Origin of the sequence: uncultured Roseobacter sp. (assembly GCF_947493125.1) — a bacterium.
GTDB lineage: Bacteria > Pseudomonadota > Alphaproteobacteria > Rhodobacterales > Rhodobacteraceae > Roseobacter.
Genome location: NZ_CANLQB010000007.1, coordinates 91,422 through 116,860 on the forward strand (window position 1 = coordinate 91,422; position 25,439 = coordinate 116,860).

25 protein-coding genes are annotated in these 25,439 nt (G+C 58.9%); 2 read left to right on the forward strand and 23 right to left on the reverse strand.

Annotated elements, in window-relative coordinates:
• Positions 1-15: 15 nt before the first annotated feature.
• The 5 genes from gap to Q1A71_RS15905 all read right to left on the reverse strand — a co-directional run bounded on the left by gap (position 16) and on the right by Q1A71_RS15905 (position 4,808).
• Positions 16-1,023 (reverse strand): type I glyceraldehyde-3-phosphate dehydrogenase, encoded by a 1,008-nt coding sequence (gap, locus tag Q1A71_RS15885; protein WP_299678375.1) that lies wholly within the window; start codon positions 1,021-1,023, stop codon positions 16-18.
• Between the two features lie 140 nt (positions 1,024-1,163).
• Complete coding sequence (locus Q1A71_RS15890) at positions 1,164-1,808, reverse strand: AAA family ATPase (protein ID WP_299678377.1); 645 nt, start codon at positions 1,806-1,808, stop codon at positions 1,164-1,166.
• The gene (locus Q1A71_RS15895) at positions 1,805-2,581 is read right to left on the reverse strand and encodes an ATP-binding cassette domain-containing protein (RefSeq protein WP_299678379.1); all 777 of its coding nucleotides are present in this window, start codon (positions 2,579-2,581) and stop codon (positions 1,805-1,807) included. Before Q1A71_RS15895 ends, Q1A71_RS15890 begins: the two co-directional genes overlap by 4 nt.
• Positions 2,581-3,654, reverse strand: coding sequence for an ABC transporter permease (locus tag Q1A71_RS15900; RefSeq protein ID WP_299678381.1), 1,074 nt, complete (start codon positions 3,652-3,654; stop codon positions 2,581-2,583). The genes Q1A71_RS15895 and Q1A71_RS15900 overlap by 1 nt, the downstream gene beginning before the upstream one ends.
• 125 nt (positions 3,655-3,779) lie before the next feature.
• Positions 3,780-4,808 (reverse strand): sugar ABC transporter substrate-binding protein, encoded by a 1,029-nt coding sequence (locus tag Q1A71_RS15905; RefSeq protein WP_299678383.1) that lies wholly within the window; start codon positions 4,806-4,808, stop codon positions 3,780-3,782.
• Between the two features lie 193 nt (positions 4,809-5,001).
• Here Q1A71_RS15905 and Q1A71_RS15910 point away from each other — a divergent pair, with 193 nt between their 5' ends.
• Positions 5,002-6,201, forward strand: a complete 1,200-nt coding sequence (locus tag Q1A71_RS15910; RefSeq protein ID WP_299679124.1) for an ROK family transcriptional regulator — start codon at positions 5,002-5,004, stop codon at positions 6,199-6,201.
• A gap of 3 nt (positions 6,202-6,204) precedes the next feature.
• Here Q1A71_RS15910 and Q1A71_RS15915 read toward each other — a convergent pair whose 3' ends face one another.
• From Q1A71_RS15915 to glpD, 10 genes are all read right to left on the reverse strand, one after another.
• A complete protein-coding gene (locus Q1A71_RS15915; protein WP_299678385.1) occupies positions 6,205-7,317 on the reverse strand; it encodes an iron-containing alcohol dehydrogenase in 1,113 nt (370 codons plus the stop codon).
• 35 nt (positions 7,318-7,352) lie between these two features.
• A complete protein-coding gene (glpK, locus tag Q1A71_RS15920) occupies positions 7,353-8,840 on the reverse strand; it encodes a glycerol kinase GlpK (RefSeq protein WP_299678387.1) in 1,488 nt (495 codons plus the stop codon).
• A 92-nt stretch (positions 8,841-8,932) separates the two neighbouring features.
• On the reverse strand, positions 8,933-10,657 hold the full coding sequence (locus Q1A71_RS15925; protein WP_299678389.1) for an ABC transporter substrate-binding protein: 1,725 nt from the start codon (positions 10,655-10,657) through the stop codon (positions 8,933-8,935).
• Between the two features lie 74 nt (positions 10,658-10,731).
• On the reverse strand, positions 10,732-11,004 hold the full coding sequence (locus tag Q1A71_RS15930) for a DUF2160 domain-containing protein (protein ID WP_298917332.1): 273 nt from the start codon (positions 11,002-11,004) through the stop codon (positions 10,732-10,734).
• Positions 11,004-11,597, reverse strand: coding sequence for a hypothetical protein (locus tag Q1A71_RS15935; protein ID WP_299678392.1), 594 nt, complete (start codon positions 11,595-11,597; stop codon positions 11,004-11,006). The genes Q1A71_RS15930 and Q1A71_RS15935 overlap by 1 nt, the downstream gene beginning before the upstream one ends.
• A complete protein-coding gene (locus Q1A71_RS15940; RefSeq protein WP_299679127.1) occupies positions 11,597-12,439 on the reverse strand; it encodes a carbohydrate ABC transporter permease in 843 nt (280 codons plus the stop codon). The genes Q1A71_RS15935 and Q1A71_RS15940 overlap by 1 nt, the downstream gene beginning before the upstream one ends.
• Positions 12,440-12,489: 50 nt before the next feature.
• The gene (locus Q1A71_RS15945; protein WP_299678394.1) at positions 12,490-13,362 is read right to left on the reverse strand and encodes a sugar ABC transporter permease; all 873 of its coding nucleotides are present in this window, start codon (positions 13,360-13,362) and stop codon (positions 12,490-12,492) included.
• Complete coding sequence (locus Q1A71_RS15950) at positions 13,362-14,447, reverse strand: ABC transporter ATP-binding protein (protein ID WP_299678396.1); 1,086 nt, start codon at positions 14,445-14,447, stop codon at positions 13,362-13,364. Before Q1A71_RS15950 ends, Q1A71_RS15945 begins: the two co-directional genes overlap by 1 nt.
• Positions 14,447-15,535 carry an ABC transporter ATP-binding protein gene (locus tag Q1A71_RS15955; RefSeq protein ID WP_299678398.1) on the reverse strand — a complete coding sequence of 363 codons (1,089 nt, stop codon included), beginning with the start codon at positions 15,533-15,535 and terminating at the stop codon, positions 14,447-14,449. Before Q1A71_RS15955 ends, Q1A71_RS15950 begins: the two co-directional genes overlap by 1 nt.
• Before the next feature lie 12 nt (positions 15,536-15,547).
• Positions 15,548-17,155, reverse strand: coding sequence for a glycerol-3-phosphate dehydrogenase (gene glpD, locus Q1A71_RS15960; RefSeq protein ID WP_299678401.1), 1,608 nt, complete (start codon positions 17,153-17,155; stop codon positions 15,548-15,550).
• Between the two features lie 279 nt (positions 17,156-17,434).
• Here glpD and Q1A71_RS15965 point away from each other — a divergent pair, with 279 nt between their 5' ends.
• Positions 17,435-18,196, forward strand: coding sequence for a DeoR/GlpR family DNA-binding transcription regulator (locus tag Q1A71_RS15965; RefSeq protein WP_299678404.1), 762 nt, complete (start codon positions 17,435-17,437; stop codon positions 18,194-18,196).
• A gap of 8 nt (positions 18,197-18,204) precedes the next feature.
• On the opposite strand, the gene Q1A71_RS15970 is transcribed toward Q1A71_RS15965, so the two are convergent.
• From Q1A71_RS15970 to Q1A71_RS16005, 8 genes are read right to left on the reverse strand one after another with little or no spacing between them, the layout of a single operon-like run.
• Complete coding sequence (locus Q1A71_RS15970; RefSeq protein WP_299678407.1) at positions 18,205-18,975, reverse strand: creatininase family protein; 771 nt, start codon at positions 18,973-18,975, stop codon at positions 18,205-18,207.
• A complete protein-coding gene (locus Q1A71_RS15975; protein WP_299678410.1) occupies positions 18,972-19,892 on the reverse strand; it encodes a 2-oxoglutarate and iron-dependent oxygenase domain-containing protein in 921 nt (306 codons plus the stop codon). The genes Q1A71_RS15970 and Q1A71_RS15975 overlap by 4 nt, the downstream gene beginning before the upstream one ends.
• Entirely contained in the window at positions 19,889-20,518 is a 630-nt protein-coding gene (locus Q1A71_RS15980) for an NAD(P)H-dependent oxidoreductase (protein ID WP_299678413.1), read from the reverse strand. The genes Q1A71_RS15975 and Q1A71_RS15980 overlap by 4 nt, the downstream gene beginning before the upstream one ends.
• A complete protein-coding gene (locus Q1A71_RS15985; RefSeq protein WP_299678417.1) occupies positions 20,519-21,100 on the reverse strand; it encodes an NAD(P)H-dependent oxidoreductase in 582 nt (193 codons plus the stop codon). It lies immediately after the preceding gene.
• Between the two features lie 2 nt (positions 21,101-21,102).
• On the reverse strand, positions 21,103-22,503 hold the full coding sequence (locus tag Q1A71_RS15990; RefSeq protein WP_299678420.1) for an FAD-binding oxidoreductase: 1,401 nt from the start codon (positions 22,501-22,503) through the stop codon (positions 21,103-21,105).
• Complete coding sequence (locus tag Q1A71_RS15995) at positions 22,500-23,762, reverse strand: cytosine deaminase (protein ID WP_299678423.1); 1,263 nt, start codon at positions 23,760-23,762, stop codon at positions 22,500-22,502. The genes Q1A71_RS15990 and Q1A71_RS15995 overlap by 4 nt, the downstream gene beginning before the upstream one ends.
• Positions 23,762-24,619, reverse strand: coding sequence for an ABC transporter permease (locus tag Q1A71_RS16000; protein ID WP_299678426.1), 858 nt, complete (start codon positions 24,617-24,619; stop codon positions 23,762-23,764). The genes Q1A71_RS15995 and Q1A71_RS16000 overlap by 1 nt, the downstream gene beginning before the upstream one ends.
• Entirely contained in the window at positions 24,616-25,392 is a 777-nt protein-coding gene (locus Q1A71_RS16005; protein ID WP_299678429.1) for an ABC transporter ATP-binding protein, read from the reverse strand. The genes Q1A71_RS16000 and Q1A71_RS16005 overlap by 4 nt, the downstream gene beginning before the upstream one ends.
• Positions 25,393-25,439: the final 47 nt, after the last annotated feature.

The window sequence follows — 25,439 nt, forward strand, 5'->3', positions numbered from 1 at the left end:
GGTTCAGACGGCAGCTTAGGTCTTGGACAGCTCCGCGAGCCTGCGGCCAGTGTCGATCATCCGGTTCGCAAAACCCCACTCATTGTCGTACCAGCTGACCACGCGCACCAGACCGTCGGCGGTGACGCTGGTCTGCGGGGCGGCAAAGCTCGACGAATGCGGGTCGTGGTTATAGTCGATGGAGACGGTCGGATCTGTCTCATACGCGAGAATGCCTTTGAGCTCACCTTCGGCGGCGGCTTTCATCGCGGCGTTGATCTCATCTTTGGTGGCCGGTTTCTCCGTGGTGCAGGTCAGATCGACCAGCGAAACATTAGGCGTCGGCACCCGCACGGCGGAGCCTTCGAGCTTGCCTTCCAGATGGGGCAACACCAGCGAGATCGCCTTGGCGGCACCCGTGGAGGTCGGCACCATCGACAGAGCCGCAGCACGCCCGCGGTAAAGATCCTTGTGCGGCGCGTCATGCGATGGCTGGTCGCCGGTGTAGGCGTGTATTGTGGTCATATAGCCGGTTTTGATCCCGAACGCTTTGTCGAGCACATAAGCCACCGGTGCCAGGCAGTTCGTGGTGCAGGAGGCGTTGGAAATGACGATGTCATCCTTGGTCATATCCCTATGGTTCACCCCATAAACCACGGTCCGATCCGCGCCTGCTCCGGGTGCCGAAATCAGCACGCGCCGCGATCCATTCTCGAGGTGCTGCGCCGCTTTTTCCCGTGCGGTGAAGAGACCGGTGCATTCCATGGCCACATCGACCCCGTCCCAGGGCAGCTCAGCCGGATTGCGGATCGCGGTCACGGTGATGGATTTGCCATTCACCACAAGAGCATCACCCGACACGGAGACCTCTGCGTCAAAACGGCCATGCACGCTGTCATATTTTAGAAGATGCGCCAGTGTCTCAGGGGTCGACAGGTCGTTGATCGCGGTGACCTCGACGGCGGAGACCTTGTTTTCCACCAGCGCGCGCAGCACACCCCGACCGATACGACCAAACCCGTTGATTGCAACTGAATGAGACATCTTCTTCCTCCAGAACTTCTTCTGCCATGCGCCGATCGGATTCGGCCCCGCTTTGTTAGCGCTAACGATCACATTTTTGCGCAGACTTCAATGGTTGATCGGCGCGGCTTTGCCAAAGAATAGCACGGCCCCGGCCTTTTTCAGCACTGCAACGCGGTTTCCCGAAACAGGATATCCGCCGCGAGTGACTGCTCGTCGACCAGACGCGCGTTGCGCAAATCATTTCCCTCCGCGCGCGCGACGGCTGCCTCTTGCGGCATACCTTCGGTCAACCAGCGGTCGATCAGACGCAAGCGCAGAGTTTCCATGGACACATCAAGGCGGATGCTCAGATCCCAGAGAAACCGCAGATCGCGCCAGCCCGGTGCGTCCAGTTGCAGATAGTTGCCTTCGACAATCACGGTATCGCAGTCGGCTTGCAGACACCCTACCCCGGCAATGGCGATATCGCGGGATCGGTCAAAGCGCGGGTAGTAGACAGGGGTTTCCGCGCCGAGCGCCTCGGCCAACCTCCGAAAGCCTCCAACATCGAAGGTTTCCGGCGCGCCCTTGCGGTCCAGCAGCCCCATCCTGGCCAGTTGCGTGTTGTCGAGGTGGAAGCCGTCCATCGGCACCACCTCAGCCGCGCACTCGTTCGCGGTCAGCGCCTCTGCAAGCCGATCTGCCAGTGTTGACTTGCCGCTGCCCGGCGCGCCTGCCACGGCAATCAGCCTGCGCTGCGCTTTGCGCGGCGCGGCGCGGATCACGTCAATCAGCGCATCAAGGGTCTCGATTGTCCGGCTCACGCCGCCACGTCTGCTGCGGGCGGCTCCTTCGCGCCGGTCATGAAGGCCACCGCGTCGGACATCGTGTAGTCTTTGGGGTCGATGACGCAGAGCCGCTTGCCAAGCCGGTGCACGTGGATCCGATCGGCGACCTCAAACACATGCGGCATGTTGTGGCTGATCAGGATGATCGGGATGCCGCGGGACTTCACGTCCATGATCAGCTCCAGAACCCGGCGCGACTCCTTCACGCCAAGTGCCGCTGTCGGCTCGTCGAGGATGATAACTTTTGATCCGAAGGCGGCGGCGCGCGCAACGGCCACACCCTGCCGCTGTCCGCCCGAGAGCGTCTCAACCGCCTGGTTGATGTTCTGGATGGTCATCAGGCCCAGCTCCGACAGCTTGTCGCGCGCCATACGTTCCATCTCGGCCCGGTCCAGTTGCCGAAGCCATTTGCCGCGAAACCCCGGCTTCCGAATCTCGCGTCCCATGAACATGTTGTCCGCAATCGACAGGGCTGGCGACATGGCGAGCGTCTGATACACGGTCTCGATCCCCTCGTTCCGCGCATCGATCGGCGACGTGAAATGCACCTGTCGACCTTCGAGAAAAACCTCTCCTTCATCGGGGATGACCGCACCGGAGACCGCCTTGATCAGCGACGATTTCCCGGCACCGTTGTCTCCGATCACCGCGAGGATCTCCCCCGGCATCAGATCGAAATCGCAGTGATCCAGCGCTGTGACACGGCCATAGCGTTTGACCAGGTTGCGTCCTTTGAGGATGGGTTCCATCAGACTGAGACCTTTCTGATCCATTGATCCACACCAACCGCAGCGATGATCAACACCCCGATCAGCAGGTAAGTCCACTGCGCGTCCGCACCCAGCAGGCGCAGCCCGAGCGTGAAGACCCCGACGATCAGCGCGCCGAAGAGCGTGCCCATGATCGAGCCGCGCCCGCCGAAGAGCGATATCCCTCCGATGACGACAGCTGTAATGCTCTCGATGTTGGCCAACTGCCCGGAGGTCGGCGATACCGAGCCGATCCGGCCGATCAGTGCCCAGCCCGCAAAGGCGCATATGAGCCCGGCAAGCATATAGACGGATATGAGCGTCCGTTTGACGTTGACACCGGACAGCTCGGCGGCTTCCGGATCATCTCCAACGGCGTAGACGTGGCGGCCCCAGGCTGTGTGTTTGAGCGCATAGGCCAGCACGAAGACCAGAACGAGCATAAAGACCGCTCCAAATGTCAGGCGCGCGCTGCCAAGCTGGATGGTTGTGCCAAAAAACTGCAACAGCGATGCTTCGGCCTCGATCTCTTGCGAGCGGATGGTTTCATTGGCGGAGTAGAGGAAGTTGGTGGCCAGCACGATCTGCCACATCCCAAGCGTCACGATAAAGGGCGGCAGCTTGACCCGCGCAACCAGCCAGCCGTTGAGAAAGCCGATGAGCGTGCCACAGAGCAGCCCGCAGGCAACGGAGATCTCGACCGGGATACCATAGCGGAACGTGAACTGACCCATAACCACGGACGACATCACCATGATTGCGCCCACGCTGAGGTCGATGCCAGCCGTCAGGATCACCAGACTTTGCGCTGCCGCGACAATCCCTACGATCTGAACCTGTTGCAGGATAAGCGTCAGAGCGAAGGGCGAGAAGAATTTCGTGCCCAGCAGCAGCCCGAAAATCAGGATTGATGCGACCAGAACGATGAGCGGCACCAGAGACGGGTTGACGTGCAACAGATGCTGAACCGTCCCGACGATCCCCCGGTGTGGCGCCTCGAACGCGGCCACTGCCTCCGGCTGCCGCTTCAGATCAGCCTCGTAGTTTTGAGATTTTCCTGATGTCTCAGACACAGATCTCCCCCTCCCTGTCCTCGGGCTTCGCGCAGATGCCTCTTTTGCAGCATGACAGACCGGACCTCAGAAGTCCCGATCAGATGTGGCGCGCGGGGATCCCGCGCGCCAGTTATCGCAGCTGTTTAGCCCCAGCAGAGGTCCTTGCCTTCGGACACGGAGATGGACTCGACACCATCGGCCGGCGCATCGGTCACCAGCGCCACACCGGTGTCGAAGAAGTCTTTGCCCGGTGTCGGCTCGGGCTTCACGCCCTCGTCCGCCCACTTCTTGATGGCCTCCACGCCCAGCGACGCCATAAGCAACGGATATTGCTGCGACGTTGCGCCGATCACGCCGTCGGCCACGTTCTGAACACCGGGGCAACCGCCATCGACGGACACGATGAGCACTTCGTTCTCGCGACCAATCGCCTTCAGCGCTTCGTATGCTCCCGCTGCTGCCGGTTCGTTGATCGTATGAACGACGTTGATCGTTGGATCTTTTGCGAGAAGGTTTTCCATGGCACGGCGGCCACCCTCTTCGTTGCCGTCAGTCACATCACTGCCAACGATCCGCGGATCGCTCTCATCGCCAATGACGTTTGGATCCGCCAGATCAATGCCGAAACCATCCAGGAACCCCTGATTGCGCAGGACATCGACAGTGGGTTGGCTGACATTCAGGTCGAGCGTGGCAATCTTTGCGCTGTCCGCGTCATCTCCGAGCTGCGCCCGGGCCCACTCGCCAATCAGGACACCGGCCTTGTAGTTGTCTGTCGCGAATGTCGCGTCTGCGGCATCAATGGGCTCGAGCGGGGTGTCGAGCGCAATCACGAGAAGCCCCGCGTCGCGCGCCTGCGTCACTGCGGAGACGATGGAGGAGGTGTCGGATGCCGTGATCAGAATGCCCTTCGCGCCATCCAGAATGCAAGTCTCGATCGCCTGCACCTGTGTCTCGTGGTCCCCGTCCACCTTGCCTGCGAAGGACTTCAGCGTCATGCCCAGCTCAGCGGCCTTGGCCTCTGCGCCCTCTTTCATTTTGACGAAGAAGGGGTTCGTGTCAGTCTTGGTGATCAGACACGCGGTGATGCCGTGACCATCCGCAAGAGCCGCGCCGCTCGTCGCGCCCAAGGCGCTGATCCCCAGAATCGTGCTGGCGAGAAGTTTTTTCATGTGTTCCTCCCAAGGAAACGTTTGGTGTCTTTTGTTGAAACGCGACCAGCGCGCCTCCGCCTGCGGAATTTTCCTCCAGCAGGTCTTCGCCAAAACACAGTATTTGGAACCTCATGTCAATAAATAAATAAACTTGATTTATTAATTGGCCCTAGTCAGAATATTCAAGTAAATAGAGGATATGAGCGACCCGATGGATGGCAATAAGGTCAAGGGTTTGAGTATCGGAGTGAATCAGCGTGGCGTGCGCAACTATAACGAACGCCTGCTTCTCTCGATGTTCATGCGCCATGGCGCAATGCCCGGCAGCGATCTGGCCCGGATGGCGGGGCTCTCTCCTCAAACCGTATCGGTGATCCTCAGAAAACTGGAAAACGACGGGCTGCTGGCGCGAGGAGAACCCCAGCGGGGTAAGGTCGGCAAACCGTCAATCCCGATGGATCTGGCGCCGGAAGGCGTGTTCGCTTTCGGCCTGAAAATCGGACGCAGAAGCGCCGAGTTGCTACTGCTGAACTTCAAGGGGGCGGTCCTCCGGCAACTGCATATGTCCTACCCCTATCCATCGCCCGAGGTCGTATTCGGTTTTTTGTCAGACGGAATCGACAGCCTTATGGAGCACATGACGGCTGCGCAACAAAGCCGGTTGTGCGGAATTGGTGTCGCCTCTCCCTTCGAACTCTGGAAATGGCACGACCTGTCCGGCCCGGCGGCAGAAGACTTCAGTTTGTGGAAGGATATCCAATTCGCAGATGAGGTGGCGAAGTTCAGCGCCTTGCCGATTTTTGTCTGCAATGACGCGACAGCCGCCTGCAGAGCGGAACATCTCTACGGGTTGGGCAAGGAGTATCGCGACTACGCCTACTTCTACATTGGCTCCTTCGTTGGCGGAGGAGTCGTGCTGAACCACACGGTTTTCGAAGGCAATCAGGGCAATGCAGGCGCTCTGGGGTCACTGCGCAGCACGGGACCCCTCGGCGAAAGTCGGCAGTTGATCGACGTGGCGTCGTTGCATCTTCTTGAGGCGCGGCTGGTCGAGGTGGGCTTGAACCCGAAACAGCTCTGGCAGTTGCCGCAGGACTGGAGCACTCTGGCCCGACACGTTGATCCGTGGGTTGGAGAGACTGCACAGGAGCTGGCCAAGGCGGCTCTGTCGATCTGCTCCGTGATAGATTTCGAAGCCATTCTGATCGACGGTGCTTTCCCGGAAGGCGTTCGCGCGGAACTGGTGGACCGGGTGCGGCGCTATTTGATCAATCAAGATACGCGTGGCCTGCTGCCCCCTCGCATCGAAGCAGGTGACATTGGTTTTAACGCCCGCGCCATTGGCGCAGCGAGCGGACCGATCTTTTCGCAGTTCTTCCTCAATACCAATGCGGGGTTGTCGTCCGTCTAGATCTCAAAGGGCATCGCGCATCACGTCGACCAAGGCCGAAGGCGGCAGCACGCAAGGGTTGGCCCTCATAGACGATGCGCCCGCGGCCTCCTTGGCAATAGCCCCCAGATCGGTCTGGTCGGTGAGCCATTGCGACAGGCGCGGAACCCTCCATTCATCCAGGGTGACGGGCAAGTGTTCAATTACGGTTTCCGCCGACTGGCCGAATCCTTCCGCCAACCACTGCGTGATTTCCTTGAACCGGCTGACATCGGCGCCACTGCCTTCCATGGTTGCGGCATTTGCGGCGAGAACAGGGCCGAGCAAACGGCCGCAGATCAAGCCGTGCGGCGCACCAACACGTCCACCCAGGACACCCGCCAAACCGTGAACGGCGCCGAGCCCTGCATTCGCAAGCGCCAGACCACCGGCGAGGCTGACAAAGGCCATATCGTCGCGCGCTGACTGGTCTTCTTGTCTGGAGAGCTTTGCCAGCGCCCTTGCGCCGAGGGGGATGGCCGCGCGACACAACGCGTCGGTCAGTGGATTGGCACGATGAGACACATAAGGCTCAATGACCTGTGTCAGCGCATCCAGCCCCGACGCCAGCGTTTGATCCCGCGGAGCACGGTCGGTCAGTGCCGGATCGACGATTGCCAGATCGGGCAGCATGCGATTGTCCCTCAAGCTGACCTTCCGCCCCTCTTCGGGTACCAGGATGACCGCATTCCGCGTCACTTCCGCACCTGTCCCAGAAGTTGTCGGAACAGCTATAAATGGCAATGGGTTCAAGCCCAGTGGTTTCGCCGCGCCAACTCCTTCGAGATAGTCCATCACGGTCCCACCACAGGGCAACAGCGCTGCCACTGCCTTTCCCAGATCAATCACAGACCCGCCGCCGACGGAGAGAACGGCATCGGCATCGGCGGCACGACCGATCTGGAGCGCGTCCTCGACCATGCCAACCGATGGTTCCTCGCAACATACGACCGTGGTGACCTCGGCACCGTTAGCCATCAAATCCTGAACAAGCTGATCGACCCACGCAACAGAGCGACCGCGGATCAATAAGACGGAACGGCCCTGCGCCAGCGTTTCCGCGCAGACCAGCTCTGCCGCGCCGCGGCCAAACTCCACGCGACCAGCTGTTTGGAAATTGAAGCGCGTATTCGTCAAAAGCGCATCGTAGCGTCAACCGCACGTTTCCATGCCGCATATTTTTTCTCTCGGTCGGTCGCATCCATTTGGGGCGTGAACTGCGTCTGTAACGCCCAGCTTTGGGAAAACCCGGCCATGTCCGGATAGAGGTCCGCGCGTTGACCAGCGAGCCATGCGGCGCCAAGCGCCGTGGTCTCAAGCACTTCAGGCCGGTCCACAGGTGCCCCGATAATATCAGACAGAAATTGCATCGCCCAATCGGAGGCTGACATGCCCCCATCCACGCGCAGCGTCGCCCCTGCCCCCTCGCCCTTCCAGTCGGCTTGCATTGCCTCCAACAGATCCCGCGTCTGATACCCAACGCTTTCCAACGCCGCTTTCGCGTACTCTTGGGGGCCGGAATTGCGCGTCAGCCCGAAGGTCGCGCCACGGCACTCCGCATTCCAGTAGGGTGCCCCAAGACCGACGAAAGCCGGCACGAGCACCACGTTTTGGTTCGGATCAGCTTTTTCCGCCAAGGGCTGGGTCTCCGCCGCCTCCCGGATAATCTTCAGCCCATCGCGCAGCCATTGCACCACCGCTCCGGCCACAAAGATCGAGCCTTCCAGGGCGTAGGTCGGCTTGCCGTCAAACTGATAGGCGATGGTGGTGAGCAGGCGGTTCTGCGACGTGACGGCGGTATCGCCCGTGTTCAGCAGCGCAAAACAGCCGGTCCCATACGTCGATTTCAGCATGCCCGGCTCAAAGCAAGCTTGGCCAATGGTTGCCGCCTGCTGATCGCCCGCCACGCCCAAGATCGGGACCTCACGGCCAAAGAGATCGGCGCGCGTCATCCCGAAATCGGCGGCGCAATCCCTGACCTCAGGCAGCATCTCCATCGGGATGTCGAAGAGCTTGCAGATCGATGTGCTCCACCGCCCGTGGTGAATGTCATAGAGCATGGTGCGCGCCGCATTGGTCGCGTCCGTCACATGCGCCGCCCCGCCGGTGAGCTTCCAGATCAGGTAGCTGTCGACCGTACCAAAGAGCAACTCGCCTGCGCGGGCGCGGGCGCGGCTGCCCTCCACATGATCGAGGATCCATTTCAGCTTGGTGCTTGAGAAATACGGGTCGGCCAGCAGCCCCGTCTTCTCCGTGATCATCTTATCATGCCCGGCCTCACGCAGCTCGCGGCAGTAGTCCGCTGTGCGCCGATCCTGCCAGACAATAGCGTTGTGAATGGGTTTGCCGGTAGCCTTCTCCCAGACTACCACGGTTTCGCGCTGGTTGGTGATGCCGATCGCTGCGATGTCATCTGGGCCAAGCCCTGCCTTCTCGATCGCCGCGCGGCAGGTGCCTGCCGTGGTCGACCACAAATCACCCGGGTCATGCTCCACCCAGCCGCTATTTGGGAAATGCTGCGGGAACTCCTCCTGCGCACTGGAGACAATCTTCATATCTCCGTCGAACACGATAGCGCGCGAGGATGTTGTCCCCTGATCAATGGCAAGAATATGGGTCATGGCATCCCCCGGCTGTCACGGAATTCTATTGGACAAGACTGCCCATGAAAAAGCCGGGGCGCAAGAACGCGCCCCGGCCAAAGGTCAAAGACTTACTGCCAGGATTTGATCAGTTCGTCATAGCTGACGGTTTGTGGCTCTTCGTCTTCGTTCTCTAGTTTCGGGAACGGGGCACCCGGCTGAGCAAACCAATGCTCCGCACCCAGTTCCTCGTTCATGACAGGGCCAAGATCACCCTGCACACCGGCCCGCTCCAGACGCTCCAGCACACGCTCCTGATCTGCGCACAGCGCATCGAGCGCTTCCTGAACGGTCTTCGCACCAGACATGGCGTCGCCGATGTTCTGCCACCAGAGCTGCGCCAGTTTGGGGTAGTCTGGAATATTGGTACCTGTTGGCGACCAGGCTAGGCGGGCCGGTGAACGGTAGAATTCCACCAGACCGCCAAGCTTGTCGGCGCGCTCGGTGAAGTGATCGGCGTTGATTGTCGATTCACGAATGAACGTCAAGCCAACGTCGGACTTCTTCAGGTCGACTGTTTTGGACACCACGAACTGCGCATAGAGCCACGCCGCCTTGGCGCGGTCCACGGGTGTGGATTTCATCAATGTCCAGCTGCCTGCGTCTTGGTAGCCGATCTTCTGGCCGTCTTTCCAGTACACGCCATGCGGGGATGGCGCCATGCGCCACTTCGGCGTGCCGTCTTCGTTCATCACCGGCAAGCCGGGCTCGACCGTTGAGGCCGTAAACACCGTGTACCAGAACATCTGTTGTGCCACATTGCCCTGTGCCGGGATCGGACCTGCTTCGGAGAAAGTCATACCGGCAGCGGCAGGGGGCGTGTACTTTTGCAGCCATTCGATCGCCTTGGTCACCGCATAGACCGCCGCGGGCGAATTGGTCGCGCCACCGCGCGCCACGCAGGAGCCTGTAGGCTGCGAGTTCTCGTTCACACGGATGCCCCATTCATCGACGGGCAGACCGTTGGGCTCACCCACGTCGCCCATGCCTGCCATGGACATCCACGCATCGGTGTAGCGCCAGCCAAGGCTGGGGTCTTTCTTGCCGTAGTCCATGTTGCCAAAGACGTCGCCTTCGACACCCATATGGCTCAGATCACGGCCCGTGAAGAACTCGGCGATGTCTTCGTAAGCCGACCAATTGACAGGAACACCCAGCTCATAGCCGAATTGTTCTTGGAAATCGGCCTTGTTCTTCTCGTCGTTGAACCAGTCGTAGCGGAACCAGTAGAGGTTCGCGAACTGCTGGGTTGGCAGCTGGTAGAGCTTGCCATCCGGCCCGGTGGTGAAGCTGGTGCCAATGAAATCTTCCACATCCAGCGTGGGCAGGGTCACATCCGCGCCCTCACCGGCCATCCAGTCGGTCAGGTTGCGCACCTGCTGGTAGCGCCAGTGCGTGCCGATCAGGTCGCTGTCGTTGACATAGGCGTCATAGATGTTCTCGCCCGACTGCATCTGCGTTTGCAGCTTTTCGACCACATCGCCCTCGCCGATCAGATCGTGCGTGACCTGAATACCGGTGATCGCGGTGAAGGCCGGGGCCAGCACCTGGCTTTCATACTCGTGCGTGGTGATGGTCTCGGAGACGACCTTGATTTCCATACCTTGGAACGGAGCAGCCGCATCCACGAAGAATTGCATCTCCGCTTCCTGCTCCTCGCGGCTCAGAACGCTGAGACCTCCGATTTCATTGTCGAGAAATTCCATGGCCGCGTCCATATCGGCCCAGGCCGGCATCGCCATCAGCGATGTGACCAAGGCACCCATGGCCGTGGTGGATCGTAGTGAAAAGTTCATGAGTGTCCTCCCAAGACGTTATTGAACTATTTTTCCGAACCGCCCGTGATCCGCGCGGCTCGATCTTCCCGAAGCTACACCCAGCGGAACACCGCCACGGCGTAGACAAGGCACGCCAGCAGCGCATAGGGCTGTGGTGCGACTTCCAGGCCCAGCCAGATCAGATTGATGAAGGCTGAGCCCAACAGCGTGATGAACAAACGATCACCCCGTGTTGTTTCGATCCTCAAGATGCCCACGCGGGGCGTCTCGGGGTATTTGATGGCGAGAATTGTGAAGGTGATCAACAGGCAAGCGATCACGCCAAAGAAAATTGCGGTCGGTACGGTCCATGCCATCCAGGCCATTAATTTGATCTCCTGATGCAACCGAAAAGAGTGAAGGTGTTGTGTTTGGTAAAAGATCTTGTTGTATCTTCGAGGTTTTTAAATCCAAACTCGTTGATCAGTTGATCGTCTCCATCGGCAATGTCAAAAGCGTATCTACCCGCTTGCGCCCAACCAGATGGGCAGGATTCATAGCTTCGACCAAAAACCATCGAGTCTACCGGAAACCACTCACCCACTAGACTGTCTATGAAAATCGGATCCTCTTTGAGAATCTGCACTACCTTCGCTTCAATTCCATCAATTGCGTCACCAACAGCTACAAGCCGTTCGAAAGACTCCAACCGCTCGGCAGTCTGCATGCTTTGCTCTTGCGCTTTGACAAGGGACTTTGCAGCCTCCTCAGCCCTGAACTTGGCACTTGCAGTTTGCCTGGCGATCTCTCCCATGTCTGCCAGTACAAGTTGAGTCGCTTGTGTATTGGCTTGCGTGGTTATTATCCGCGTAAGCAGAAAGCCCACACCACCGCCCACAATCCCAACAACTGCAACTGCCGGGATAATCATGGATCGCAAATATTTTCGAACAGCAGCTTTGACCTCCTGCTCCTCCATCACACCCTCCCCAGGGCGAAGCCCTTCGCGATGTAGTTGCGCACGAAGTAGATCACCAATGCCCCCGGCACGATGGTCAGCACACCGGCAGCCGCCAGCACGCCCCAGTCGATGCCTGCCGCCCCTTGGGTTCGGGTCATGATCGCGGCGATGGGCTTGGCATCCACGGTCGTGAGCGTCCGGCTGAGCAGCAGTTCCACCCATGAGAACATGAAGCAGAAGAATGCCGCCACACCGATGGCTGAGGAAATCAGCGGCATGAAGATCTTTACGAAAAACTTCGGGAATGAATAGCCGTCGAGATAGGCCGTCTCGTCAATCTCCTTGGGCACGCCGCGCATGAAGCCTTCTAGGATCCAGACCGCCAGCGGTACGTTAAAAAGACAATGTGCAAGCGCCACAGCGATATGCGTGTCAAACAGGCCCACCGAGGAATACAGCTGAAAGAACGGCAGCGCAAAGACCGCAGGTGGGGCCATGCGGTTTGTCAGCAGCCAAAAGAAAAGGTGCTTGTCGCCCATGAAGCTGTAGCGCGAGAACGCATAAGCCGCAGGCAGCGCCACAGCAAGGCTGATCGCTGTGTTCATCACCACATAGATCAGCGAGTTGATATAGCCGATGTACCAACTCTCATCCGTGAAGATCTTGATGTAGTTCTGGAATGTCAGGTTCTGCGGCCAGAGCGAAAACGAACTCACAATCTCGGTGTTCGTCTTCAGGCTCATGTTCAGAAGCCAGTAGATCGGCAGCATCAGGAACAGCAGGTAAAGCCCCATGACGATGGCCGAGCGGTTGATGCGCGGACTCTTGCGACGAGCAATCTTGACCTCGCTCTTGGTCATCCTGCCCGGCAGAGAACCGGCGCCGGGCGCTTGAATGGTGGTATCGGACATCAGACGCCATCCCTTTTGTCGAGGTTGGTCATGACCGTGTAGAACACCCAGGAAATCAGCAGGATCACCAGGAAATACATGATCGAGAAAGCCGCCGCTGGTCCAAGATCAAACTGCCCCAGCGCCATCTTCACGAGGTCAATCGACAGGAAGGTGGTGGCGCTGCCCGGCCCGCCGCCAGTCACAACGAACGGCTCAGTGTAGATCATGAAACTGTCCATGAAGCGCAGCAAGATCGCGATCATCAGCACACCCGCCATCTTGGGCAGCTCGATGTAGCGGAACACGGCCCAACGGCTCGCCTGATCGATCTTGGCCGCCTGATAATAGGCGTTAGGGATCGATTGCAGCCCGGCATAGGCCAGCAGCGCCACCAGCGAGGTCCAGTGCCAGACATCCATCACAATCACGGTGACCCAGGCGGCAAAGACGTCCTGTGTGTAGTTATAGGAAATCCCCATCTTGTTCAGAGTGTAACCCAGCAGGCCAATGTCCACGCGGCCGAAGATCTGCCAGATGGTGCCGACCACGTTCCACGGAATGAGCAGAGGGAGCGACATCACCACAAGACAGAAGGACGCCCAGAAGCCGGACTTCGGCATGTTCAGCGCAATGAAGATGCCCAGCGGAATCTCGATCGCCAGGATGATGCCGGAGAACATCAGCTGCCGCCACAGCGCATCCCACATGCGGTCGTCCTGCAACATCTCGCGGAACCATTCGAGCCCGGCCCAGAAGAACTGGTTGTTGCCGAAGGTGTCCTGCACCGAATAGTTCACCACGGTCATCAGCGGGATCACGGCCGAGAAAGCCACGAGGACCAGAACCGGCAAGACGAGAAACCACGCCTTTTGATTGACTGTCTTGTTCATCAGGCGGCCTCCCCCTCTGGTGCGACGCGCCAATCGTCGGCGTAGACGTTGATCCCGTTGGGATCGAAGGTGACGTGCGGATTCGTTTCGGGAATGACATCGGCTTCGCCCGCGATTGCGCTGAATTGCGTGCCGTCGATCTCGAGCCGCACGATCTTATGCCGGCCAACATCTTCAACGCGCAGGACGCGCGCCGGCAAACCTGTATCACCAGCGGTCACTTTGACATACTCTGGACGGACACCGACCTGCAGCTTGCCACCCTGCGGCGCATATCCCGCGCCCAGCGGGACTTCGGCTCCGGCAATGCGAGCGGTTGCGCCGTCGATCTCGGCATCGAAAACATTCATACCCGGGGATCCAATGAAATAGCCCACAAAGGTATGTGCGGGTCGCTCAAACAGCTCCTCCGGTGTCCCGATCTGAACGACACGCCCGTCATACATCACAACGACCTTATCCGCGAAGGTCAGCGCCTCCGTCTGGTCGTGCGTCACATAGATCATCGTGTGGCCGAATTCGTGATGTAGCGACTTCAGCTGTGTCCTGAGCTCCCACTTCATATGCGGGTCGATCACGGTGAGCGGCTCGTCAAAAAGCAGCGCATTCACGTCCTCGCGCACCATGCCGCGGCCGAGACTGATCTTTTGCTTGGCATCTGCGGTGAGCCCGCGCGCCTTGCGATCCAACTCCGCCTCCATGCCGATCATCGCGCCGATCTGCTGCACCCGTTGTGCGATGTAGCCAGGGTCGGCCCCACGGTTGCGCAGCGGAAAGGCCAGATTATCGCGCACGGTCATCGTGTCGTAGACCACCGGAAACTGGAACACCTGCGCGATGTTGCGCTCGGCTGTGGGCGCGTGGGTCACATCCTGATCATCGAAGAGAATGCGCCCCTGGCTTGGATGCAGCAGACCCGAAATGATGTTGAGCAAAGTGGACTTGCCGCAGCCGGAGGCGCCCAGAAGCGCATAGGCTTCGCCGTCAGCCCAGTCATGGTTGAGCTCTTTCAGAGCAAAGTCGTCTTCTGACTTGGGTGCAGCCAAATAGGAATGCGCCAGATTGTCGAGCGTGATCTTGGCCATTATGCCGCCTCTGCGTAGGGCGCCGCAGCGACCAGATCGCCGTCTTGCCCGAAAAGATACACATGCGCAGGGTCGAGGTAGACCTCCAGATCTTGGCCCGGTGTCAGGCTTTGTATGCCGTGCACAAGGCCGACCCAGCGCTCGCCATGGTGATCGAGGTGCACAAAAGTCTCCGACCCCGTGATTTCGGTCACTGTTAGCTTTGTCTTGAAGGACATCGCGCCTGTCGCGTGCGGACTTAGTTCCAGATGATTGGGTCGGAATCCTGCGGTGTAGGCGCCATCCGGCAGCGAGTGCGCGCTTGGCGGTGCATCAACGGTCTGTCCATCGCCGAAAGACAGCACCGCGCCACTCTTCGTGATATGGAGAAAATTCATCGGCGGATCCGAGAACACCCGCGCGGTCGTCGCATTTACCGGCTTGCGGTAGACAGACGGTGTCGGGCCGAACTGTGTAACCCGTCCTTCCCATAAAGTCGCGGTATTGCCGCCAAGAAGGAGCGCCTCCTCAGGTTCCGTCGTCGCATAGACGAAGATGGACCCAGATTCTTCGAAGATTTTCGGGATTTCCGCACGCAGTTCTTCACGTAGCTTATAGTCGAGGTTTGCAAGTGGTTCATCGAGAAGAACCAGACCAGCATTCTTGACCAACGCCCGTGCCAGCGCGCAGCGCTGCTGTTGGCCGCCTGACAATTCCAAAGGCTTGCGGTCGAGCATCGGTGTCAGCTTCATCAGATCGGCCGTCTCTCGGACCCGGCGGTCAATCTCGTCTCGCGACTGTCCGAGCAACCGCATCGGCGAAGCGATATTGTCGTACACCGTCATCGACGGATAATTGATGAACTGCTGGTAGACCATCGCAACCTTGCGATCCTGAACACGCATACCGGTGACGTCATCCCCGTTCCAGATGACTCGCCCGGTCGCCGGCACATCAAGGCCTGCCATCAACCGCATGAGCGATGTCTTCCCCGACAGCGTCGGCCCCAGCAGCACGTTCATCGTGCCCTTTTGGAGCGCAATATCCGTCGGATAAATATGGGTCTCCCCACCGACGGTCTTAGACACCCCTTCCAAAACCAAGGTCATGTCCGTCCCCCATTATTCTGCCGCTTTGGCAATGCGCTCCGCCAAAGCGGCCCGCATGAATGTCTCCAATGTGGCGACTTCTTCTTTTGTCAGTCTCAGCCCTAGCTTATTCCGTCGCCAGATCACATCCTCAGCGGTACGGGCATATTCGTTTCTCTGCAACCAGCGCACTTCGCGCTCTGTCAGCGTGGCGCCAAAGGCTTGGCCGAGATCCGCCTCTTTTTCCGCACCCGCCAACACGTCCCAGGCTTCAGTGCCATACGCGCGGACCAGCCGCCGCGCCCAGAAATCGGAAAGAAAGTCAAAATCCTCTTTTAGCCGCGTCACCAGCACCTCGAACCCGTCAACGGCAAAGTCGCCGCCGGGTAAGGGCACACCTGCGGTCCAGTGACCGGATGTGCCGGCGGGGAAAAACGGCACGATCTTGTCCATCGCATCCTCAGCCAGCTTGCGATAGGTAGTGATCTTGCCGCCAAAAACGTTGAGAATTGGCGCGCCGCCAGCATCGTCCACCTTGAGCGTGTAGTCGCGCGTCGCCGCCGTGGCGCTGCTGGCCCCGTCATCATAAAGCGGGCGCACACCTGAATAGCTCCATACGACATCTTCTGCGCCGATGTCATCTTTCAAATACTGGTTGATGAAGTTGAGCAGGTAGTCACGCTCTTCCACAGTGCACTTGGGCTTGCTGTTCGGATCGCTGTGCTCGGCGTCCGTGGTCCCGATCAGGGTAAAGTCCGTCTCGTACGGAATTGCGAAAATGATACGCCCGTCAGTGCCCTGGAAGAAATAGCACTTGTCGTGGTCATAGAGCTTGCGGGTGACGATATGGCTGCCCCGTACCAGCCGAACGCCCTCGGTCGAGTTGATACGCACCTTCTGCTGAATGATGTCGCCGACCCATGGACCGCCTGCGTTCACGAGCATCCGCGCGTGAATGACTTGCGTCTCGCCACTCTCCGTGTCCTCGACCGTGATCTCCCAAAGATCATCCACACGCGCGGCGCTGACCACCTTTGTGCGGACCATAATATGGGCGCCACGGGCCTCCGCATCACGCGCATTCAGCACCACCAGCCGGGAATCCTCGATCCAGCAATCGGAGTATTCGTAAGCCTTCTCAAATCTGTCTTCGATCGGCGCGCCCTCGGCACTGCCCTTCAGATTCAGCGTCTTCGTAGGTGGCAAAATCTTGCGCCCGCCCAGATTGTCGTAAAGCAGCAGTCCGAAGCGTATCAGCCACGCCGGGCGGCGCCCCTTCATCCAAGGCATTATTGTATTCAGGATGCGAGATGTCGGCGTCGCCCCTTCAAAGCGCATATCTCTATGATAGGGCAGCACGAACCGCAGGGGCCAGCTGATGTGCGGCATGGCTTTCAAAAGCACCTCGCGCTCTGCAAGGGCATGTCGCACCAGATTAATCTCGAAATACTCAAGATAGCGCAGACCGCCATGAAAGAGCTTCGTCGACGCCGAAGACGTGGCAGAGGCCAAGTCATTCATCTCTGCCAGCGCAACACTCAACCCACGGCCCGCCGCATCGCGCGCAATGCCGCAGCCGTTGATGCCGCCGCCAACGATGAACAGATCATACGCCTTGGATTGCACTTTCTGCGACGACACAAAACCCTCCCAACGTCATGTGCGCTTCTTTTCCGCAGTGCTATCCCGCCTGCACCCCATGATCAAGCGAATTTTTTCGTTTATTTTCGCTTTTGCTCGCCTCTCGATACTTCAAATCCGATGCATATCATTCCAATTGCGCCTGTAATGCCGCGGCACGGCTGGCCAGAGGATTGGCCTGCAAATGATTGCGCCTTTTGCTGACACTCATTCAAGGGCATCGAGAATATATTGGAAAATATTCTGTTTTTCAGCTAGTCAAGGCAAAAGAGGTCCCCTATGTCGCAGACTTTTCGCCATCCAGATATCCTGAAAATCGCACAACGCGAAGGCAAAGTGACCGTCGAAGCTTTGGCGGAGCATTTCGGAGTGACTCTGCAAACGATCCGGCGTGACCTCTCGGAATTGGCAGAAGCGAACAAACTCGAACGTGTTCATGGTGGGGCAATTTTGCCGTCTGGCACAACCAATATCGAGTATGAGGAAAGGCGCAATCTCAACCAAGGATCGAAAGTGGCAATGGCACGCGCCTGCGCCCAGCAGATCCCAGAAGGCTGCTCCGTCTTTCTCAATATCGGCACAAGTACGGAGGCCGTCGCCCGGGAACTGCTTCAGCATCGTGACCTGATGGTGATCACCAACAACATGAACATCGCCAATATCCTGGTCGACAACCCGGATTGCCAAATCATCGTGACGGGCGGCGCCTTTCGGCGTTCGGATGGCGGACTTATCGGCACCCTGACCGTCGAGACCATCCGTCAGTTCAAATTTGATTTTGCTGTGATTGGCTGTTCTGCCATGGATGAAGATGGAGACATCCTTGATTTCGACATTCAGGAGGTCGGCGTCAGCCAAGCCATCATTGCGCAATCGCGCAAATGCCTGCTGGTTGCCGATCATTCCAAGTTCAGCCGGACAGCTCCGGCCAGAATCGCTTCGATGGGATCGGTTTCCACAGTTGTCACCGATCAACCCCTGCCCGGTCACTTGACACAGAAATGCATTGATTGGGGTACTGAAGTCCTCGTTGTCGGTTAGAGAGGAGATCAAAGCGGTGGCAAATCTGCCTCGGCAACCTGTCTCAAAAGGTCAACAAAGCCCGCCACCTGATGACGCGCCGTTGCCGCGCCCTTCTCGGCGCTTGCCAGATGCGCCTCGCCAACGGTCCCCTCGGGGTTGAGATCACTGGCGATCCATCCATAAGACACGGGGCCAATAGGTTGAATTGCGCCATGCTCAGCGGTTGACCGAAAGTCCTTTGCTGCGGTGATATCGACTGTGTCTGGTCGAAAATGCAGCATCAGCGAGGTCTCGACATCGCCGCCGTGAATGCCAAAGGTCGCTTCCTGCTGAGAGTAGAGACCTGCAGGTGCGCCGAACGCGCCCCATTGGCATTTCACCGCAAGCATCGCCGCCTGCACGCGCAGTTCACGGGACAGGATCGAGATCAGATCGAGATTTCCGCCATGAGAGTTCACAATTACGATCTTGCGGATCCCTGCTCTCGCAACGCTAAGCCCGATCTCTGTCCAGGCCGACAGCGCCGTTGCCGCTGTCAACGTCAGCGTCCCAGCAGCCCAGAGATGTTCATTGGATTTGCCGACTGCCTGCAGCGGCAGGATGCGCAGATCCATGCCGTTCGGCGCTTGCCTGCGGAACTCATCCAGCATGCCCTGCCCGATCAGCGTATCCGTACCAACCGGCAGATGCGGCCCGTGCTGCTCAATCGCCGCCGTCGGCAGGATCGCAATTGTTTTCATGGGATCAACCTGGGCGAAGTCGGGCGCGCGAAGGTCGGCCCAATCCAATGAGGTCATATGGCCTCCTTCGGTGCGTAGGTCGCGTCAAGGCGGGATCTCAGATAGTCCGCCGCCCTGACCGGAGGATACTTTGGTGTTCCCGTCCCCGGCAAAGCCGAAACGATTGTGTCGGGATTCGCTTCAACGAAGAAGGCAACCGACCTGCGCTGGCGTTTGGGCGGCAGGACCCGATGCGGTGTGGAGACATAAATGTCGTTCGTCCAGCGCATGAGGCAGTCTCCGATATTCACCACGTAGGCGTCGGGTAGGTGCGGGACCTCGGTCCAGCCTCCACCGCGCGGCTTGACCTGAAGCCCCGGCTCACCATCGGTCATCAAAAGCGTGATCGCGCCGTAGTCGGTATGCGCGCCTGCACCAATTTCGTTCTGGGCGCCCGTTGCCGGAGGATAATGCAGCAATCGCAAAGCGGCCAGGGGATCTTTGAATGCGGGGGTGAAGTGCTCTGGCTCCAATCCGAGATCGGCGGCAAAGGCCCGGTGAATATCAACGCCCAGAGCCAATGCAGTTTCGAAGTACTCCAGCATCGTTTCACGAAAGCCCCGTATCGGCGGCCAGACATTGACCCCTCGGAAAGGCTCTCCCCGCTGCACACGCGGATCATCGGGCGGCAAGTCGAAACCGATGTTGAAACTTTCCTTCCGGTCCACCAGCGCCGAGTTGTCATCAAGCGACTCGTCTCCTTCCGCCGCCCAGCCGCGGAAGTGGGGCGTCTTGAGAATGGACAACGCGCGCTTGTCCCGGGCCGGCAAGGAAAAGAAGGCATCGACGAAATCAAACACGCGCGCCCGCAACGCCGGTGAGACAGTGTGGTTTCGCAACAAGAAGAACCCCGAACCGCGGACCGCCTGGCTCAACTCCGCGAGAAACACTGGGCGGTTGGTTTCGAACTGCGACCAATCCAGAATGGGTATCATGCGCGGGCCTCCCTTCGTTTCTCGGGCACAGCGCCAATGAACCTGTCCATCTTGCGTGCGACCTTATCGAGATGCTCACGACGGCTTGCGTCCGTCGAACTGTCCATAAGATAATGCGCCGCGAAAGCGGTCCTGCAGCGCCGCGCACAGATGGCACGAACGCCCCGCAGGATCATGCGTTTGCCGGGCGCACCGATCATCTGCGTCAAACCCCAACTGGCCCCGCAGGTCGTGAAGACGCCCAAACGACTGATATGGGTCAGACCGGGACGGATATTGTCGTTGTCTCCGTCTGGCATCAGGAAGGCAACGTCTGGCAACAGCACACGGTCCAGCCATCCCTTAAGCATGGCTGGCAAGCCATACCACCATGTTGGGTAAATGAAGATGAGGGTATCGCACCACAGAATGTCGTCGACGTCCTCTGCAACCGAGGCCCGATTGCCTGGCGTATCCTCGTAAATGTCCAGTTCCTCTCCGGTGAGAACCGGAGCAAACCCGCGCTTATAGAGATCGATCACGCGCATCTCGGCACCCGCTGCGCTCAGACGCTCGAGAACGACGTCACGCACTGCAGCAGTGAAGCTGGTGTTCTTCGGGTGGCAATAGACGACAAGCGCGCGCATTCAGAATCTCTCCATTTCGGCATCCACTTGGGACAAGAAGCGCGCCCTGCGCTGGTCCGTTGCTCGATTCATGTCATAAAGCGCCAGATACCGCATCTTGTCCGGACGGCACACATGCCAGACGGCGCGAGTCACGCTCTTTCTCGGGGGATCTCCGGCCAAAAACGCACGCGTCCGGGTGCCCCCATAGGTCGTCACGGCCGCCAGTTTTCGAATATGCCGCAGGTTCGGTCGTACCCTACCCTGCTCCAATCGAAAGGACACCCCTGGCAGGAACACGCGATCAAAGAAGCCCTTCAGGACGGCTGGATAGCCAAAATTCCAAACAGGAAAAACAAGCACCAGCGCCTCGGCGCGGCGCAGGCGGTCAACGTAACGGGTCACCGAACCGGTGTTGGTCGCCTCCTCGTGATAGCCGCGCCGCTCCTCTGCGGTGAGAAGCGGCGAGAAGCCCTCTGCGTAGAGGTCGCAATCGTCGACGTCCCACCCCCGCGCGCGCAGGCGACCGACCACCCGGTCATGCAAGGCGGCGGAGAAGCTCTCCGTGCACGGGTGGGCAAAGAGGACCAGCGCGCGGGTCATGGCTATTCGGCGGCGCGGATCTTCGGGTAGCTGTACATGCGATCAAAGCTCCAGTTCGGATCGTCCCAGGCGATCATCTTGCCAGGATTGAGCAAGCCCTTCGGATCCGCTTCGCGCTTGAACGCCAGTTGCCGATCATCCACGGTCTGCCGCCCGCCTTCTTCCAGAGTGTAGCGATGGGGATTGAAGATCAGCGCACCTGCGTCCTCGTGCATCTGAATGATCTCATCAAGCCGCTCTTCCGTCGTAAATTTCACGAGGCTCAGTCCGGCAAACATGATCTTGCCGTTCTCTTTCATGACCTCCAGATGCTGCAGGACCTCGGGGCTCAGCGCATCACGCATTTTCGCGATCAGGTCGAGATGCTGGGGGAAGCCATAGCGGACCTGCAGATAGGTGATACTCGGGTCAACCTTCAGAGCGCGCAGCGTGGTGTGGTTCCAGCCATATTCAAAGATCATGCCCGGCCCCCTCTCCCAGCTATGATCGTCGCTGCGATAGATCAGGCGCGCGGCGGGGCGGCGCTCCAAGAAAGTGCGAAACCCATCCATGGACTGCGGCGCGACCATGAGGGCCACAAGACTGGTCTCCCTTTCGACATGCGGAGCCACCCGTTGGAAATAGTCTTTGGCGATGGGTGCTTCGAACACTGTAGCAAGCTTGATCAGAATACCATCTTCATTCGCCAACTCCTCTGCGAAGCGCGCGGCCTCCATGAAGTCTTCCGTGGCGACAAACATCTCCACCCAGTCGTAAGCTGGCGCCAGCGGCATCTCGACCTCGGTGATGATACCGTTAGTGCCGTAAGCGTGGCTGACCCGGGCAAGTTCCTCGCGCTGAAATTCCAGCACTCGGGGCTCCGATTCCATGGTGACAACACGCAGGCGGATGATGTTACCCAGATCCCGAAGAGATCCCCAGGTACAGGAACCGACGCCGCCCGAACCGCCGGCAATGAACCCTCCAATCGTAGCGGTCGCCCAGGTAGATGAAAACATGCGGATTTCCTGACGCGAATGCTCTTTGCAGGCCGCATCGAGATCCTTGAGCAGACAGCCCGGCTCCACAACCACGCGGCCGGGTTGGATATCCTTCACCGCCGTCATATGCCGTAAATGCATCACGCATCCACCCGCCAAGGGCATGGCTTGGCCGTAATTGCCCGTGCCCGCACCGCGGGTGGTCACGGGGACATCGTTTGCATAGCAGGCCTTGAGGACTTCAATCACCTCTGCCTCGCTACGAGGGGAAACCACAAAGTCTGCTGAAACGTCATCAAGACGCGCCTTTAGTACAGGAGAGTACCAGAAGAAGTCTCGACTCTTCGCTTTGATGCCCGCCCCCGCATCCTCCAGATCCAGGTGAGCGAGCGCAGCCTTTGCGGCGTCTATATTTACAATCATGGCATCCTCATCAAGTGATCGAGTTCGGAGTAGTCAGGTAGGGCGCGGTCGATCTGTTGACCCGCCCGCACGACGATACGATCGGATTGCGGGCGCGCGAAGAGCTCCGTCCAGGTGCGCGCGCGACAGATCACAAAATCGGCCGGCGCCCCGGAGGTCAGGTCAGGCGCATCGAACCCGCAGGCCGCAGCCGGATTGGATGTGAAGGCGCGAATCCAATCGGTATCGGAATGATCCAGGTGGCCGATCCTCGTGGCCTCCCGCATCACCTCGATCATGTCCATATCGCCGTAGGCGTAGAAAGGGTCTCGCGTATTGTCGGAGGCGAAGCTTACGGCGATGCCCCGCGCTTTGAGTTCATGGACCAGTGTGATGCCCCGCAAGCGTGGGGTACCGGCCTGCCGGTCCTGCAAGTAGAGATTGCACATCGGCAAGGAGACAACATGGAGACCTGCACGCGCGACCAAATCCATCGTACTCGCGGCCCGGTCCTCGTCTTGCGTCGATAGAGAGCAGAGATGGCCTACGGTGACAGGTGCATCAAAACCCGTTTCGATCACCGTTTCCGCAATCACGCGGAGTGTTTCGGAAGCCGGGTCAAGCGTCTCATCCACGTGGAAGTCCGCTGCCAAACCGCGTTCCTTCGCGAGATCAAGGAATAGTCGAACTCGCGCCTCAATGTCCGGGACGGGATAGGCAACCATACCCAGAACACCGCCTGCATCAGCGACAAGATCTGCCGTGTGGACAAAACCCGTGTCCAACCCGACCCCCTCGCATCCAATCAAACACGCCGCTTGCAGGTCTATACGGCCTCGCCAATTGGCCCGCAGATCCATGAATACGGGCCATGAGACATCGTCTTGCGGCGGAATGCTATCGAGATGCGTGCGCACTGCACGGGTTCCGTGCGCATAGGCGCAGCGGAGGCTGAACTCCATGCGCTCAGCGACATCCTCCGCTGTCCAATGCGCCGTCCGATCATCGCCGACGGTGCGCAGTGCGCCATCGAAGCTTCCATCAGGGTTGGCCGCACGTGGCCAGATATGACCTTTGTCCAGATGGGTGTGCATATCGACAAAGGCCGGGAACAGCATCGCGCCCAGCATGTCGACCATCTGACCGGGCTCGTCAGAGATACGGCCTCGATCCATCGAAATGTCACACCTGATCAGATCACCCTCCTCACCTATCAGACATGCAGGCACAGTCAGGTTGCACAGGGTCACATGCCCATTCGGAAGATCGAGAAAGTCCATTATCGGTCCTGCTTCAAGGCACTTTCATGCCATTTCCGCAAAAGCATATGACTGAGAAAACTCAGCCCGGCGAAAATGATGACTCCAGTGGCGGCAATCAGGATAAGGGCCGCAAACATGCGTGGAATATTCAACCGATACCCGGCTTCCAGAATGCGAAACGCAAGACCGGACTTAAGCCCGCCGGTTCCGGCAACATATTCTGCGACCACAGCCCCGATCAGAGACAAGCCGCCGGCAATACGAAGCCCACCAAGAAAGTACGGCAGGGCCGACGGAAGCTGCAGGAAGCGAAGCGTCTGCCAGCGGGACGCACCGTAAATGCGGAAGAGATCGCGCAGGTTGTGATCGGCCGAGTTCAAACCGAGCGTCGTGTTGCTAAGCACCGGGAAGAAAGCCACCAGCCAAGCGCAAAGCAAAAGCCCTGCGATCCGGCTGTCCACATAGATGAAGATGAGCGGAGCAATGGCGACAATCGGGGTGACCTGCAGAATCACGGCATAGGGGTAGAAACTCATTTCAACGAGCCGGGACTGTGTAAACAGAACCGCCAACCCAACCCCACCAATCACCGCAACGGCGAGAGCCATCAGTGTAATCTGCACTGTGACGAGCAATGCCTCAAACAGCATCGCCCAATCCTTGATCAGTGTCTCGAACACCAGCCTAGGGCCTGGCAGGATGTAGTGCGGGATCGCGTTCCAGACGACAATGCGGTCCCAGATCACGAGCATCAACACCAGAACCGCAGCCGGCAGTATCCATTTGCCAAACTTCTCTAGTCGTCGTCGACGCAACCGCGCGGCCTCATCCGCGTCAATCGCGATTGTGGCATCTGTTGGATCTGCGAGGCTCATGCCGCTTCTCCCATAGCGAGATGGAGTGCGTCCGTCGCCTGTCGCGCGTAGGCTGCGTATTCGGCAGAGGTGCGGAAGGTCTCTTCACGTGGATACTCGGCGTCGACCTCAAGTTCAGTGATGACGCGACCCGGTCGCGCGGCCATGACGACAATGCGATCAGACAGAAAGACCGACTCGAAGACCGAATGGGTTACGAAGATGACGGTACAGCCTATCTTCTCCTTCAGCTTCAGAAGATCATTATTCAGCTTGAAACGGGTGATTTCATCCAGCGCCGCGAAGGGTTCGTCCATAAGAATCAATCGCGGCCTCGTAACCATGGCCCGAGCAATGGAGACCCGCATCTTCATACCACCGGACAGCTCTCGCGGGTAACTGGTCTGGAATTTTTCGAGCCCGACCAGCTTGAGCGCCTCGAGAACCTGATCTTTCACCTCACCGTAGGACTTTCCGCGCAATCGAAACGGCAGCCAGACATTCTGCGCCACTGTCGCCCAGGGCATCAGCGTAGGCTCTTGAAAAACCACGCCTAGGTCACCGGTCTCATGCGCACCGGTCCAAGTGATCCGGCCAGCCGTGGGATGCAGCAGGTTCGAAATCAGCCGAAGCGCCGTGGATTTGCCACAGCCGGAAGGCCCCAGAAGGGAAATGAAATCTCCCTCTCTCACCTGCAAAGACATGCCTTTGAGCGCAACAACATTCCCATTGAATGTCTTGTCGACCTGCTCCATCCGCAATAGCTCCGACCGCGGTCGGCCTGGTGTTGTCATATATCCCCCTGACAAAAGACCGGGGCGCATCTTGGCGTCCCCGGCTC

Excerpts from the sequence above, each read along its gene's own strand:
- Q1A71_RS15910 (WP_299679124.1), top strand. The coding sequence starts at position 5,002 with ATGGATGGCAATAAGGTCAAGGGTTTGAGTATCGGAGTGAATCAGCGT.
- Q1A71_RS15990 (WP_299678420.1), bottom strand. The coding sequence starts at position 22,503 with ATGATTGTAAATATAGACGCCGCAAAGGCTGCGCTCGCTCACCTGGAT.
- Q1A71_RS15945 (WP_299678394.1), bottom strand. The coding sequence starts at position 13,362 with ATGAACAAGACAGTCAATCAAAAGGCGTGGTTTCTCGTCTTGCCGGTT.
- Q1A71_RS15930 (WP_298917332.1), bottom strand. The coding sequence starts at position 11,004 with ATGGCCTGGATGGCATGGACCGTACCGACCGCAATTTTCTTTGGCGTG.
- Q1A71_RS15905 (WP_299678383.1), bottom strand. The coding sequence starts at position 4,808 with ATGAAAAAACTTCTCGCCAGCACGATTCTGGGGATCAGCGCCTTGGGC.
- Q1A71_RS16000 (WP_299678426.1), bottom strand. The coding sequence starts at position 24,619 with ATGAGCCTCGCAGATCCAACAGATGCCACAATCGCGATTGACGCGGAT.
- Q1A71_RS15935 (WP_299678392.1), bottom strand. The coding sequence starts at position 11,597 with ATGGAGGAGCAGGAGGTCAAAGCTGCTGTTCGAAAATATTTGCGATCC.
- Q1A71_RS15940 (WP_299679127.1), bottom strand. The coding sequence starts at position 12,439 with ATGACCAAGAGCGAGGTCAAGATTGCTCGTCGCAAGAGTCCGCGCATC.
- Q1A71_RS15895 (WP_299678379.1), bottom strand. The coding sequence starts at position 2,581 with ATGGAACCCATCCTCAAAGGACGCAACCTGGTCAAACGCTATGGCCGT.
- Q1A71_RS15970 (WP_299678407.1), bottom strand. The coding sequence starts at position 18,975 with ATGACCTCATTGGATTGGGCCGACCTTCGCGCGCCCGACTTCGCCCAG.
- glpK (WP_299678387.1), bottom strand. The coding sequence starts at position 8,840 with ATGACCCATATTCTTGCCATTGATCAGGGGACAACATCCTCGCGCGCT.
- Q1A71_RS15975 (WP_299678410.1), bottom strand. The coding sequence starts at position 19,892 with ATGATACCCATTCTGGATTGGTCGCAGTTCGAAACCAACCGCCCAGTG.
- Q1A71_RS15995 (WP_299678423.1), bottom strand. The coding sequence starts at position 23,762 with ATGGACTTTCTCGATCTTCCGAATGGGCATGTGACCCTGTGCAACCTG.
- Q1A71_RS15985 (WP_299678417.1), bottom strand. The coding sequence starts at position 21,100 with ATGACCCGCGCGCTGGTCCTCTTTGCCCACCCGTGCACGGAGAGCTTC.
- gap (WP_299678375.1), bottom strand. The coding sequence starts at position 1,023 with ATGTCTCATTCAGTTGCAATCAACGGGTTTGGTCGTATCGGTCGGGGT.
- Q1A71_RS15955 (WP_299678398.1), bottom strand. The coding sequence starts at position 15,535 with ATGACCTTGGTTTTGGAAGGGGTGTCTAAGACCGTCGGTGGGGAGACC.
- Q1A71_RS15925 (WP_299678389.1), bottom strand. The coding sequence starts at position 10,657 with ATGAACTTTTCACTACGATCCACCACGGCCATGGGTGCCTTGGTCACA.
- Q1A71_RS15950 (WP_299678396.1), bottom strand. The coding sequence starts at position 14,447 with ATGGCCAAGATCACGCTCGACAATCTGGCGCATTCCTATTTGGCTGCA.
- Q1A71_RS15965 (WP_299678404.1), top strand. The coding sequence starts at position 17,435 with ATGTCGCAGACTTTTCGCCATCCAGATATCCTGAAAATCGCACAACGC.
- Q1A71_RS16005 (WP_299678429.1), bottom strand. The coding sequence starts at position 25,392 with ATGACAACACCAGGCCGACCGCGGTCGGAGCTATTGCGGATGGAGCAG.
- Q1A71_RS15980 (WP_299678413.1), bottom strand. The coding sequence starts at position 20,518 with ATGCGCGCGCTTGTCGTCTATTGCCACCCGAAGAACACCAGCTTCACT.